Source organism: Lysobacter hankyongensis (assembly GCF_039543145.1).
Classification (GTDB): domain Bacteria; phylum Pseudomonadota; class Gammaproteobacteria; order Xanthomonadales; family Xanthomonadaceae; genus Lysobacter_I; species Lysobacter_I hankyongensis.
The window spans coordinates 198,911-212,543 of record NZ_BAABJE010000030.1; the positions used below are offsets into that span (position 1 = coordinate 198,911).

12 protein-coding genes are annotated in these 13,633 nt (G+C 67.0%); 10 read left to right on the forward strand and 2 right to left on the reverse strand.

Annotated elements, in window-relative coordinates:
• Positions 1-180: 180 nt before the first annotated feature.
• The gene (locus ABD974_RS19140; protein WP_345304939.1) at positions 181-2,157 is read left to right on the forward strand and encodes a SurA N-terminal domain-containing protein; all 1,977 of its coding nucleotides are present in this window, start codon (positions 181-183) and stop codon (positions 2,155-2,157) included.
• Between the two features lie 73 nt (positions 2,158-2,230).
• Here ABD974_RS19140 and ABD974_RS19145 read toward each other — a convergent pair whose 3' ends face one another.
• Positions 2,231-3,016 carry an enoyl-ACP reductase FabI gene (locus ABD974_RS19145; RefSeq protein WP_345304940.1) on the reverse strand — a complete coding sequence of 262 codons (786 nt, stop codon included), beginning with the start codon at positions 3,014-3,016 and terminating at the stop codon, positions 2,231-2,233.
• Between the two features lie 90 nt (positions 3,017-3,106).
• Entirely contained in the window at positions 3,107-3,883 is a 777-nt protein-coding gene (gene gloB, locus ABD974_RS19150; RefSeq protein ID WP_345304941.1) for a hydroxyacylglutathione hydrolase, read from the reverse strand.
• 63 nt (positions 3,884-3,946) lie between these two features.
• On the opposite strand from gloB, the gene ABD974_RS19155 reads away from it, so the two are divergent.
• The 9 genes from ABD974_RS19155 (at position 3,947) to ABD974_RS19195 (ending at position 13,598) form a co-directional block, all read left to right on the forward strand.
• The gene (locus ABD974_RS19155) at positions 3,947-4,609 is read left to right on the forward strand and encodes a class I SAM-dependent methyltransferase (protein WP_345304942.1); all 663 of its coding nucleotides are present in this window, start codon (positions 3,947-3,949) and stop codon (positions 4,607-4,609) included.
• A gap of 26 nt (positions 4,610-4,635) precedes the next feature.
• Entirely contained in the window at positions 4,636-5,085 is a 450-nt protein-coding gene (gene rnhA / locus ABD974_RS19160) for a ribonuclease HI (RefSeq protein ID WP_345304943.1), read from the forward strand.
• Entirely contained in the window at positions 5,082-5,795 is a 714-nt protein-coding gene (dnaQ, locus tag ABD974_RS19165) for a DNA polymerase III subunit epsilon (RefSeq protein WP_345304944.1), read from the forward strand. Before rnhA ends, dnaQ begins: the two co-directional genes overlap by 4 nt.
• Before the next feature lie 118 nt (positions 5,796-5,913).
• On the forward strand, positions 5,914-6,969 hold the full coding sequence (rfbB, locus tag ABD974_RS19170) for a dTDP-glucose 4,6-dehydratase (RefSeq protein WP_345304945.1): 1,056 nt from the start codon (positions 5,914-5,916) through the stop codon (positions 6,967-6,969).
• Positions 6,966-7,853 carry a glucose-1-phosphate thymidylyltransferase RfbA gene (rfbA, locus tag ABD974_RS19175; protein ID WP_345304946.1) on the forward strand — a complete coding sequence of 296 codons (888 nt, stop codon included), beginning with the start codon at positions 6,966-6,968 and terminating at the stop codon, positions 7,851-7,853. The genes rfbB and rfbA overlap by 4 nt, the downstream gene beginning before the upstream one ends.
• 13 nt (positions 7,854-7,866) lie before the next feature.
• Positions 7,867-8,427: a dTDP-4-dehydrorhamnose 3,5-epimerase gene (gene rfbC / locus ABD974_RS19180; RefSeq protein ID WP_345304947.1), complete on the forward strand. Its 561-nt coding sequence runs from the start codon at positions 7,867-7,869 to the stop codon at positions 8,425-8,427.
• 10 nt (positions 8,428-8,437) lie between these two features.
• Entirely contained in the window at positions 8,438-9,346 is a 909-nt protein-coding gene (gene rfbD, locus ABD974_RS19185; RefSeq protein WP_345304948.1) for a dTDP-4-dehydrorhamnose reductase, read from the forward strand.
• Between the two features lie 120 nt (positions 9,347-9,466).
• On the forward strand, positions 9,467-11,488 hold the full coding sequence (locus tag ABD974_RS19190; RefSeq protein ID WP_345304949.1) for an alpha/beta hydrolase family protein: 2,022 nt from the start codon (positions 9,467-9,469) through the stop codon (positions 11,486-11,488).
• A gap of 103 nt (positions 11,489-11,591) precedes the next feature.
• Positions 11,592-13,598, forward strand: coding sequence for an alpha/beta hydrolase family protein (locus tag ABD974_RS19195; protein ID WP_345304950.1), 2,007 nt, complete (start codon positions 11,592-11,594; stop codon positions 13,596-13,598).
• Positions 13,599-13,633: the final 35 nt, after the last annotated feature.

Genomic DNA, 13,633 nt, shown 5'->3' on the forward strand with positions numbered 1-13,633 from the left:
GGGGCGCAGAAGGCACCGGAAACGGTGCCTTCGTCGTTTCCGGCTTCGGGATTCGAACCGGCGTGCGCCGGGGGCATCCGGCAGGACCTTCGCTTCGCGGCAGGGCATGCGGCCGCAGGGCATGCCGCGGCTCGCTTCAGCCGCTACACTAGGCGGCTCCTCTACCGGCAACGCTCGCCAATGCTGCAGGCCCTTCGCGAAAAATCATCCGGCTGGATCGCCACCGTCATTCTCGGGATGCTGATGATCCCGTTCGCCTTCTTCGGCATGGAGCAGTATCTGTTCCAGCGCACCGAGACGTTCGCGGCCAAGATCGAAGCCCCGCCCACTTGGTGGACCTCCGCCCCCGACTGGTGGCTGGTGCGCAAGGCGTTCTGGCAGCAGGAGGAAATCAGCGTCGACGATTTCCGGACCCGCTTCGAGAGCGCGCGCCAGCAGCAGCGCGCCGCGGCCGGCGAGAATTTCGACTCCCGCGCGTTCGAGAAGATCGAGAACAAGCGCGAAATCCTCGAAGCGATGATCGACGAGCGCGTCCTGCGCATGACCACCGAGCGCGAAGGCATCGTCGTCGGCGACGCCCAGGTGCGCGAGACCATCGAGTCGATCCCCGATTTCCAGAGCGATGGCAAGTTCGATGCGAAACGTTATCGTCTGATGCTGGCCTCGCAATCGCCGGCGAGGACGCCGTCCGAATTCGATCAGCAGATCCGCGAATCGCTCAAACAGCAGTTGCTGGCCTCGCGCCTGCGCGAGTCGGCGTTCGTGACCAACGGCGAAGGCCAGCGGCTCATCACGCTGCTGAGCGAGAAGCGCGACGTCTCCTACGCCATGCTGCCGTCCGCGCCGGTCGACACCACACCGGTGCCGGCGGCGGAAATCGCGAGCTGGTACAAGGCGCATCCCGAAGATTTCCGCGCGCCGGAGATGGTCACCATCGAATACATCGACGTCGATGCGTCGACCTTGGTCGACGCGGCGCCGATCGACGAAGCCGCGCTGCGCGATCGTTTCGCGCAGGAAAAGTCCCGCTTCGTCGAACCGGAACAGCGGCTCACGTCGCACATCCTCGTCCGGGTCGATGCCACTGCCGACGCTGCCGCGCAGAAAGCCGCCGAAGCGAAGGCACAGGATCTGCTCAAGCAGGCGAAGGGTGGTGCGGATTTCGCCGCGTTGGCCCGCCAGTACTCGGATGACTCGTCGAAGGATGCCGGCGGCGATCTCGGCTGGATCGCGAAGAACGGCCAGATGGTCAAGCCGTTCGAGGACGCGGTGTTCGCGACTGCGGTCGGGCAGATCTCAGGTCCGGTCAAGACCGATTTCGGCTGGCATCTGATCCAGGTCCGCGAGCTGAAGGCCGGCCGCGAAATGCCGTTCGAGCAGGCGCGTCCCGAACTCGAGCGTTTGGCCGCCGAAGCCGAACGCGAGCGCGCCTACAGCGATCTCACCGGCAAGCTGGTGGACGATGTGTTGAAGAGCCCAAGCTCGCTCGGCCCGGCCGCGCGCGCCTCCAAGCTGACCGTGCAGAAGCTCGGTCCGTTCGCACGCGGGCAGGGCACGGGAATCGCCACCAACCCGGCGGTGCAGCGGGCCGCGTTCTCCGACGATCTCAAGGAGAGCCGGATGGCCAGCGATCTGATCGAGATCGCGCCGAACCACAGCGTGGTGATCCGCGTGATGGATCACACGCCCGAGCGCGTCCAGCCGCTGGACAAGGTCGGCGCCCAGGTCGTCGCCGCGATCCGCGCGGACCGCGCGCGTAAGGCGGCCGAGGCCGAGGCGGATGCGGTGCTGGCGCGCCTGAAGAAGGGCGAATCGCTGGCGACGATCGCGACCGAGAAGAAATGGATCCTCGCGAACGTTCCGGGCGTGACCCGCACCGCGCCGGTGCCGGATGCGCAGGCGGTCCGCGCCTACTTCGAAGTGCCGGCGCCCGCCGCGGGCAAGGTTTCTCCGGGGAAAACTGCGACCGCGAACGGCCAGATCGTGGTGTTCGAGGTGACCAAGGTCGCGCAGGGCGACGACAGCGAGATCACGCCGGATATTCGTGCCGGATTCCTGCGCCAGTTGGCGCCGAGTATCGGCGAACAGGATGTGCTGTCGCTCGGCAAGTCCCAGCGCAAGCGCATGAAGGTGTCGGTGGCCGAAGACCGGCTCTGATCCGTGCGGTGCACCGCAACGAAAAAGCCCGGCATCGCCGGGCTTTTTCATGCGTCTCGGTCTGCCGCGAGGCTCACTCGATCCCGGTCATCCCGAGAATGTTGTAACCGGCGTCGACATAGGTGATTTCGCCGGTGACGCCCGCGGCCAGATCCGAACACAGGAAGGCGGCGACGTTGCCGACGTCTTCGATGGTGACGGTCCGGCGCAGCGGCGCGTTCTGTTCGACATGGCCGAGGATCTTGCGGAAGCCGGCGATGCCGGCGGCGGCGAGGGTCTTGATCGGGCCGGCCGAGATCGCGTTGACGCGGATGCCTTCCGGGCCGAGGTTGTAGGCCAGATAGCGCACGTTCGCTTCGAGACTGGCCTTGGCCACGCCCATCACGTTGTAGCCGACGAGCGCGCGTTCCGCGCCGAGATAGCTGAGGGTGAGGATCGAACCCTTGCGGCCCGACATCAGCGGGCGCGCGGCCTTGGCCATGGCCGCCAGCGAATAGGACGAGATGTCGTGGGCGATCGCGAAGTTCTCGCGGGTGAGACCATCGAGGTACTGGCCTGCGATCGCTTCGCGCGGCGCGAAGGCGATGGCATGGATCAGAATGTCGAAGCCGTCCCAGTGCTTGCCGAGCGCGTCGAAACAGGCGGCGATCTGGGCGTCGTCCGAGACGTCCAGCGGCAGCACGATGTTCGAACCGTATTCGGCGGCGGCGCTTTCGACGCGCGTCTTGAGTTTGTCGTTCTGGTAGGTGAATGCCAGTTCCGCGCCTTCGCGATGCATGGCTTCGGCGATGCCGGTGGCGATGGAGCGTTCGCTGGCGATGCCGGTGATGAGCGCGCGCTTGCCTTGCAGAAAACCCATGGTGGTCTCGTCGTTCCTCGGGGAACGATTAGTGTGCCACGCACGACCGACCGTGGGCTGCCGTATGGAGCGGAGCGGGGTCGTACGCGCTCAGGTGCGGAAGCCGTCCTTCCAGCGTCGCAGCTCGGCGAAGGTTTCGATGCGATCCTCGGGCAGGCGTCCAAGCCGTGCGGCGATCGCATCGCGGATGGCCGTCGAGTCGCAGCGCAGGAAGGGATTGGTCGCGCGTTCCAGGGCGATGGTCGACGGCAGCGTCGGCTTGCCGGCGGCGCGCAGCGCGTGGACGGCGTCGGCACGGGTCGCCAGCGCGGCATTGCCCGGGTCGACGGCCAGGGCGAAGGCGGCGTTGGCGGCGGTGTATTCGTGTGCGCAGCAAACCCGGGTGGCGTCAGGCAGCGCCGCGAAGTGATCGAGCGAGGCCAACATCTGTGCGGCGCTGCCTTCGAACAGCCGTCCGCAGCCGAGACTGAACAAGGTGTCGCCGCAGAACAGCAGGCCCTCGCCGATCTCCGGGCCGTGGAAGGCGATGTGGCTGCGGGTGTGGCCCGGCACTTCGAGGACATCGAAGCGCCAGTGGCCGACCTCGACCGCATCGCCTTCGCGGACGCGATGGGTCGCCGGCGCGATCCGCGGATCGTGCGGGGCGTGAATCGACAGGTCGGGCCAGCGCTCGCGCAGTGCGGCGAGGCCGCCGATGTGGTCGCCATGGTGGTGGGTGACCAGCACGGCCACCGGCCGAAGCCCGTCCGCGGCGGCCGCCAGGATCGGACCCGCGTCGCCGGGATCGACCACGACGGCGATGCCGTCGTCGCCGACCAGCGTCCACAGGTAGTTGTCGTCGAAGGCGGGCAGGGGCAGCAGGCGCATGCGGGGGTGGCGAGTCCGGACGTGGGCGGGTGTTGGACGGGTGCGGCGGCTTACAATGCCGCGATGCCCGCATTGTCCCACCAACCCTCGTCCGATGCCGCACTGCAGTGGTTCCTGCAGCCGGCGGGGCTGGCGGTACTCGACAGCGAGCAGACGGTCGTCGCCGATGCGCTGGCGGCGCATCCGGTGGTCGGGCTGCCGTGGCTGTGGTGTGGGCCAGCGCGGTCCGCGCAGGTGCCCGAAGGCCGCGGCCTGCACCTGAGCCCGGAGCATGGCGAATGGCGGGGGGCGGTGGTGTGCCGTCTGCCGCTGCCGCTGGCCAGCGAATCCCTCGGTGCGGTGGTGTTGCAGCACGTGCTGGGCGCTGACGGGGCGGACCCGGTGGCGCTGATCGAGGAATGCGCGCGGGTGCTGGTGCCGGGAGGACGTCTGGCGCTGCTCGCGCTCAATCCGCTGTCGCCCTATCGCTTCCGCTGGCGCCGTCAGGGACTCTCGGCGCACGATCCCGGGCACTGGCGGCGGCTGCTGACCGATGCGGGACTGACGCCCGAACCCGCCGCGCGTGGTGTCGGCCCGCAATGGACGCCGACCGCTTCGCCGAGCCTGCAGTCCGGTCCCGGCCTGCGCGCGGCTTATCTCCAGCGCGCCGAGAAACGCGCGCTGCCCATCACCCCGATCCGCCAGCGGCCGCCGCTGGCGCTCGCCGACGGAGTCCCCGCAGTCTGATGTCCGCGTCGATGAAGCATGCCGCCATGAAACACGTCCAGATCCACACCGATGGCGCCTGCCTCGGCAATCCCGGCCCGGGCGGCTGGGCCGCGCTGTTGCGCTATCAGCAGCGCGAGCGCGAGCTCGCCGGCGGGGAAGCGCTCACCACCAACAATCGCATGGAGCTGATGGCGGCTATCGTTGGACTGGAGACGCTGAGCGAGCCCTGCGAGGTCACCCTCTTCACCGACTCGCAGTACGTGCGCCAGGGCATCACCGAGTGGATGCCGAACTGGGTGCGCCGCCAGTGGAAGACCGCGGGTGGCGATCCGGTGAAGAACCGCGATCTCTGGGAGCGCCTGCATGCCGCGACCCAGCGCCACCGCATCGACTGGCGCTGGGTGAAGGGCCATTCCGGGGATCCCGACAACGAACGCGTCGACACGCTCGCCCGCGATCAGGCGACCGTCTACAAGCAGGCGGTCGGCGCATGAGACAGATCGTCCTCGATACCGAAACCACCGGCCTGGAGTGGAAGAAGGGCAATCGCGTGGTCGAAATCGGCTGCGTCGAGCTGATCGAACGTCGGCCTACCGGGCGCACCTGGCAGCAGTACATCCACCCCGAGCGCGAGTTCGAACCCGGCGCCCAAGAAGTCACCGGCCTGACCCTGGAATTCCTCGCCGACAAACCGCGGTTCGTCGAGATCGCCGACGCCTTCCTCGATTTCATCGATGGCGCCGAACTGATCATCCACAACGCCGCCTTCGACGTCGGTTTCCTCGATCACGAGCTTTCGCTGCTCGGTCCGCAGTACGGCCGCCTGCACGAACGGGTCGCCGGGATCGAGGATTCGCTCGACATGGCGCGCAAGCGCTATCCCGGCCAGCGCAATTCGCTGGATGCCCTGTGCAAGCGGCTGGGCGTGGACAACGCCCATCGCCAGTTGCACGGCGCGCTGCTCGACGCCCAGTTGCTGGCCGAGGTCTATCTCGCGCTGACCTCGGGCCAAGGCGAGATCGGTTTCGGCGGGGCCGTCGACGACAACGCCAAGGCCGCGGCGACCTCGGCCTTCGCCGCATTGCCCGCGGATATCGCCGCGCGCCCGCGCGTGCGCCCCACCGAAGACGAACTGACGGCCCATGCGGGGCGTCTCGATACGCTGCGCAAGAAGGCGGGACGCGCCCTCTGGGATGTCGGGTGAGCGCACGATCCTGAACCGGTGCCGGCGGGGCCACCGTTCAGGTTCGTCGTCCCGCGCCGAAGCGGCAAGGGCCTGACTGTACAATCCGCTGTCGTTTTTCCAGAGCAGGAGCGTTCGCGTGCCGACATGGCTTGTGACCGGCGGAGCCGGTTTCATCGGGGGGAACTTCGTGCTGGACGCCGTCGCCGACGGCATCCGGATCGTCAATCTCGATGCGCTGACCTACGCCGGCAATCTCGACACGCTGGCCGCCCTCGACGGTCATCCCGGCCACGTCTTCGTGCAGGGCGACATCGGCGACCGCGCGCGCGTCGCCGCACTGTTCGCCGAGTACCGGCCCGATGCGGTCGTCAACTTCGCTGCCGAGAGCCATGTCGACCGTTCGATCGACGGCCCCGCGGCCTTCGTGCAGACCAATGTCGCCGGCACCCTCGCGCTGCTCGAATGCGCGCGCGACCACTGGAAATCGCTGGACGGCGACGCCCGCGACGGCTTCCGTTTCCTGCACGTCTCCACCGACGAGGTCTACGGCTCGCTGGGCGACACCGGCAAGTTCACCGAAACCACGCCGTATGCGCCGAACTCGCCGTATTCCGCATCGAAGGCCGCATCCGACCATCTGGTCCGCGCCTTCCATCACACCTACGGCCTGCCGACGCTCACCACCAACTGCTCGAACAACTACGGGCCGTACCAGTTCCCCGAGAAACTCATCCCGCTGATCATCGCCAAGGCGCTGGCCGGCGAACCGTTGCCGGTCTACGGCGATGGCCGCAACGTGCGCGACTGGCTGTATGTCGGCGATCACTGCAGCGCGATCCGCGCGGTGCTCGAACGCGGCCGGGTGGGCGAGGTCTACAACGTCGGCGGCGACGCCGAACGCGAGAACATCGCGGTGGTGAAAACGATCTGCGCGCTGCTCGACGCGCGCCGTCCGCTGGCCGATGGGCGCGCGCGCGAGTCGCTGATCGCGTTCGTCAAGGACCGTCCGGGTCACGATCGCCGCTACGCGATCGACGCGTCCAAGCTCAAGTCCGAACTCGGGTGGTCGCCTTCGCTGACGTTCGAGGCAGGCATCGCGCGCACCGTCGACTGGTATCTCGATCATCAATCGTGGGTGAAGCGCGTGCTCGACGGCAGCTATCGGCTCGAACGCATCGGAGACGCGGCATGACCGCACGCAAGGGCATCATCCTCGCCGGCGGATCGGGCACCCGGCTGTATCCGATCACCCAGGCGGTCAGCAAACAACTGCTGCCGGTCTACGACAAGCCGATGATCTATTACCCGCTGAGCGTGCTGATGCTCGCGGGCATCCGCGAAGTGCTGGTCATCAATACGCCCCACGAACAGGCGCTGTTCAAGGCGCTGCTCGGCGACGGTTCGCAGTGGGGCATGCGCATCGAATACGCGGTGCAGCCCAGCCCCGACGGTCTCGCGCAGGCCTATCTCATCGGTCGCGAATTCGTGAACGGCGGGCCGAGCTGTCTGGTGCTCGGCGACAACATCTTCCACGGCCCCGGACTGACCGCGATGCTGCGCGAAGCCGATGCGCTGCAGCAGGGCGCGACCGTCTTCGGCTATTGGGTCAGCGATCCGGAACGCTACGGCGTCGCCGAATTCGATGCCGGCGGCAAGGTGATCGGGCTCGAAGAAAAACCGTCGAAGCCCAAATCCAATTACGCCGTCACCGGCCTGTATTTCTACGACGGCCGCGCCAGCGATTTCGCCGCGCAGCTGAAGCCCTCGGCGCGCGGCGAGCTGGAGATCACCGACCTCAACCGGCGCTATCTCGACGAGGATGCGCTGCATCTGCAGCGACTCGGCCGCGGCTACGCCTGGCTGGATACCGGCACCCATCAATCGCTGCTCGAAGCGTCGAACTACATCGAGACCATCGAGGCGCGGCAGGGCCTGCGCGTCTGCTGTCCGGAGGAGATCGCCTGGAACAACGGCTGGATCGATGCCGCGCAGCTGGAGGCGCTGGCGAAGCCGCTCGCGAAGAACGGCTACGGCCAGTATCTGCTCGGTCTCGCCGAGCGCGGCTTCGTTCCCTGAGCGCGGGCAAGACATGAAGATCATCGAAACCGATCTGCCCGGGTGCGTCGTCGTCGAACCGCAGGTGTTCGGCGACAGTCGCGGCTTCTTCTTCGAGTCGTTCAATCGCGACCGCTTCGCCGAGCACGGATTGGCGGTGCCGCAGTTCGTGCAGGGCAACGTGTCGTCGTCCACGCGCGGCGTGCTGCGCGGCCTGCATTACCAGTGGCCGAAGCCGCAGGGCAAGTACGTGTCGGTCGTCGAAGGCGAAGTCTGGGACGTGGCCGTCGATATCCGCCGCGGTTCGCCGACCTTCGGCCGCTGGACCGCGGTGCTGCTCAACGCCGAAAACCGCCGGCATTTCTGGATTCCCGCGGGTTTCGCGCACGGCTTCGTCACCTTGAGCGAACGCGCGGTGTTCACGTATCTGTGCACCGAAACCTACGACCGCGCGGCCGATGCCGGTATCCGCTGGAACGACGGCGAACTGGCGGTCGATTGGCCGGTGTCGGAACCGGTGTTGTCGGACAAGGACGCGAAGGCGCCGTTCCTGGGCGAGATCGCGCCGGAGCGCCTGCCGGTCTTCGCGGACTGAGGTGCATCGAGTGAGGATTCTGCTCTTCGGCGCCAACGGCCAGGTCGGTCACGAACTGCGGCGCAGTCTCGCACCGCTCGGCCAAGTGATCGCGACCACGCGCAGCGGTACGTTCGAGGACGGCACGGTCTGCGAGCGCGCCGATTTCGATGCGCCGGCCGCGCTGCCTGCATTGATCGAACGCATCGCGCCCGACATCGTCGTCAATGCAGCCGCCTACACCGCCGTCGACAAGGCGGAATGCGACCGCGATGCGGCGTTCCGCGCCAATGCCGAGGCGCCCGCGCGCATCGCCGAGGCCTGCGCCGCACGCGGCACGCTGATGGTGCATTACTCCACCGACTACGTCTTCGACGGCAGCGGGGCGCGCCCGTACCGCGAAGACGACGCCACCGCGCCGCTCGGCGTCTACGGTGCCAGCAAGCTCGCTGGCGAGGACGCGATCCGCGCCAGCGGTGCGCCGCATCGGATCTTCCGCACTGCCTGGGTCTACGCCGCGCATGGCAGGAATTTCATGCGCACCATGCTGCGGCTCGCCGCCGAGCGCGACGAACTGCGTGTGGTCGCCGACCAGCGCGGCACGCCCACGCCCGCCGCACTGATCGCGGACATCACCGCCGCCGCGCTCGCGCAGCCGTCGGTCCCGTCGGGGCTGTGGCATCTCACCGCCGCCGACGAGACTTCGTGGCACGGTTTCGCGGAAGCTATCGTTTCCGATGCGCATGCCCGCGGCCTGCTGCCGCGCGTGCCGCGGGTCGTGCCGATCGCGACTGCCGACTATCCGACTCCCGCGCAGCGGCCGGCGTATTCGGTGCTCGACACGATGCGGCTGAGGTCGGATTTCGGCATCGCCCCACCGCTCTGGCGCATCGGGCTTGCTGCGGTGCTGGACAGCCTGCGCACCTCCCGGCACGGCTGACGTTTCACCGCGCCGGGGGGCGCAGCAGCCGCGCCTCGCGCCGGCGCATGATCCTCGCCTGCGATACTTTCCGCTTTCGTAGTCGATATCCTGTCTTCAGACCATTCGGGGAGCGTTTCGTTGAAATCGATTCTCAGGAAGTTGTCCGGCATCGTGCTTGCCGGCCTCCCGCTGTTCGCCGCGGCGCAGCCTGCCGAACCCCCGCCGATCCGCGATTTCGTGCGTTACCCCAGCTACAGCGAGGTTCTGCTTTCGCCCACCGGCGAATATCTCGCGATGACCGTCAGCCGCGGCGAGAAGGATGTGCTCGTGGTGCTGCAGACCCGCGATCTGGCGGTGGCGTCGGTGACGGAACTGCCCGGAGACAACAGTGTCGGCAGGTTCTATTGGGGCAATCCGAAGCGCTTGGTCTTCAACGCCTACGTCAAGACCGGGCGATATGCGCTTGTCCGGCCGCCGGAGCTCGGGTTTCTCTATGCCATCGACGTGGATGGTTCCCGCCAGCGCATGTTGTTCCGCGACGCCAAAACGACGCTCGAGCGCGGCATGCAGTCCGCGCACGAAGAACGCGAGGGTCTGTACGAAGTGCTGGATCCGTTGCCGGACGACGAGGAGAACATCCTGGTCCGGATCCTCAATCCGTACATGTCGGGAAAGAAATTCAACCGGCTGGCGCTGCTGAATATCTACGACGGACGCACCCGGATGTTCGCGGTCGCGCCGGAACTGGCCTGCGACTTCGCGCTCGACAGCGCCAAACGACCGAATTTCGCGATGTGTGAGGATCCGGACGACGAAAACGAAGTGCATCCCGCGATCGATCTGTATCGACGCGGAGACAAGATGCAGTGGGACCGGATCCATGCAGGCAAGGCCACGGGCCACGCCCTGCGCGTGGTGGGGGCCGCCACCGATGGGCGCGTCTATGCGGTGCGCGACGATGGCGTCGGCACCTACGAATTCGGCGTTCTCGACGATCAGGGCGGTTTCCGCAGTCTGTTCCGCGACGAGAACGCGGATCCTGTCGGCTATCTCACGTCCGCCACCGGCGATGCGATCCTGGGCGTGGTCACCGCGTCGGCCAAGCCGAAGATCACGATGATCGACGAGACCCACCCGGACGGCGAACTCTACGCCTCGCTCGCCGCGGCCTTTCCCGATCAGTTCGTCGAGTTTTCGAACGCATCGTCGAAGGGCGATCTGATCGTCGTTTCCGTCCGCAGCGACCGCAATCCCGGCGAGTTGTATCTCTACGACCGCAAGACCGCCAAGGCCCGGTTCCTGATGCGCCGCATGCAATGGATCGAACCGGCGAAGATGGCGAGCGTGCGTCCGGTGCGGATCGCCTCGCGGGATGGACTGACGCTCCACGGTTATCTCACCGTTCCCAACGGTTCGAGCGGAAAGAACCTGCCGCTGATCGTCAACGTGCACGGTGGCCCGATGGGCGTGCGCGACGACTGGGGCTTCCATGCCGAAAATCAGTTGCTCGCCAGTCGCGGTTATCTCGTGCTGCAGGTCAATTTCCGCGGCTCGGGTGGCCGTGGCGCCAAGTTCGAGCGCATGGCCTATGGCCAATGGCATGCCGGCATCATCGACGACATCGTCGACGCGACCCGCTGGGCCGTGGCCCAGCGGCATGCGGACAAGGATCGCATCTGCATCTACGGCGCCAGTTTCGGCGGTTATGCCGCGATGATGGCGCCGGCCAGGGAGCAGGGATTGTTCAAGTGCGCCTTCGGTTATGTCGGCGCCTACGACGCCGAGATCCAGATGCAGGACAGCGATACCGCCCAGAGCGAACGCGGTCGCCGCTACATCGCGATGGCGCTCGGCGACAGCAAGTCGGTTCGCGCCGCGGCGTCGCCTGTCAACCATGCGGACAGGATCCGCATCCCGGTGTATCTGGCCGCGGGGCAGCGCGACGCCCGTTGTCCGCCGCAGAACACCGAAGCCATGCAGAAGGCGTTGACCGCCGCCGGCAATCCGCCGGAGGGCGTGATCCTGCAGGCGGGCGAAGGCCATGGCTTCTACAAGGAAGACAGCAACGTCAGGCTCTATACCGAGATGCTCGCATTCTTTTCGAAACACATCGGAAGCGACCGGCCGCCGGTCGCGGTGGCGGCACCGGCGAAGGAATGACCGCCCGGCGTGCCGGCCCCGGGGGCGGCACGCCCCTTCCGGCCCATGCGCCGCTGCCGTGCAGCCGATACACTGTGCCCGCTCGTTTCATCCCGGGGACTCCATGAAAAAGACGTTTCTGCTGCTCGCCGCGCTGCTGTCGGTCTCGGCCGGCGCCATCGCCCAATCGCCCGCACCGACCGCGGTGCAACCCTACGACCTCGGCGACTACATCCGCGACGACCGCTTCGTCGACGTGAGGCTCTCGCCCAAGGGTACCTATGTCGCCGCGACGGTCCCGCTGACGGTCGACGACAAGACCGTGCTGGTGATCCTCAAGCCGGGCGAGAGCAAGCCCTACGGCCACGTCACCCTGAAGAACCGCAACACGCATGTCGCGGATTTCTGGTGGGTCAGCGACGACCGACTGCTGTTCACGGTGGGCGAACGCGCCGGTGGCCTCGAACAACCGGTGAGCTTCGGCGAGATCTGGGGCACCAATGCCGACGGCAGCAAGCAGGGCATCATCGCCGGCGCGCGCGCCAGCGCATCGGCCTCGCGCGCGGGCGGACGCGCCAAGGCCGAGGGCGTCAGCATCCAGATGGTCGACACGCTCATCGACGACGACGACGAAGTGCTGGTCTCGGTGACGCCCTTCGCCGCCGGCGAAATTCCGTTCACTTCGCTCGAACGCATGAACGTGTTCACCGGCACCCGCAAGCCGGTCGCGCGCGCGCCGGCGCGCGGCGCGAGCTTCCTCGTCGATCACGCCGGGCAGGTCCGCTTCGCCGAGGGCCTGAACCGCGATTTCGATTCGGTGCTGTACTACCGCAAGGACGACAAGTCCGAATGGCAACTGATCAATGACGAGACCGCGAGCGGCACGGTCGTGAGCGCGCTCGGTTTCAGCGCCGACAACGCCACCGCCTATCTGCAGGCCGAGGAACTCCAGGGTCCGGATTCGATCCGCGCGTTCGATGTCGCCACCCAGACCATGAAGCAGGTAGTGCGCGACGAGTTGCACGATCCGGCCGGTCTGGTGCGCGCGGTCGGCAAGCGTTATCCCATCGGCGTGGTGTTCCTGGGCGGAAAGCCGCGCTTCGAGTATTTCGATCCGGCCTCGGCCGATGCCAAGCTCCATCGGGCGCTGCAGTCGAGCTTCCCGGGCAGCGTGGTCCTGGTGACGTCCGCGACGGTCGACGGCCGTTACGCGTTACTCGAAGTGTTCGACGACCGCAATCCCGGCGATCTCTTCATTTTCGACACCCAGGCCAAGAAGGCCGACCGCTTCATGAGCCGTGCCGACTGGCTGAAGCCGGATCGCCTCGGCACGATGACGCCGGTCTACTTCAAGGCGCGCGACGGCGTCGAGGTCGAAGCCCTGCTGACCGTGCCCGCGGGCAGCAGCGGCAAGAATCTCCCGCTGATCATCCATCCGCATGGCGGCCCGTTCGGCGTGCAGGATCTGTGGGGCTACAACCAGGACGTGCAGATGATGGCCTCGCACGGCTATGGCGTGCTGCAGGTGAATTTCCGCGGCTCTGGCGGTTACGGCAAGTCGTTCCTCGAGCTGGGCCACAAGCAGTGGGGTCTGACCATGCAGGACGACCTGACCGACGCCACCCAGTGGGCGATCCGTGAGGGCATCGCCGATCGCAACCGGATCTGCATCTACGGCGCGAGCTATGGCGGTTACGCCTCGCTGATGGGCGTCGCCAAGGAGCCCGACCTCTACCGCTGCGCCGTCGGTTATGTCGGCGTCTACGACCTCAAGATGCTGTGGGGTCGCGGCGACATCAGCCAGTCCTCGTACGGCCGCGACTTCCTGTCCGAAGCGCTGGGCAAGGACCAGCTCGACGGCTCGTCGCCGAACAAGCTCGCTTCGCGGATCAAGGTGCCGGTGTTCCTCGCCGCCGGCGGCGCCGATGTCCGCGCGCCGCAGTCGCATTCCGAAGCGATGGCGCAGGCGCTGCGCGCCGCCGGCAAGCCGGTGGAAGAGATGTACTACTCCACCGAAGGCCATGGTTTCGTGAAGGAAGAGAACCAGATCGCGTACTACACGAAGCTGTTCCAGTTCTTCGCCCGCCATCTCGGCGGTCGCGCGCCGGTCGCGCCGGCTGCGAAGAAGTAATCGTCGTCCTTGGCGGCGGTATCACGGAAAACGGC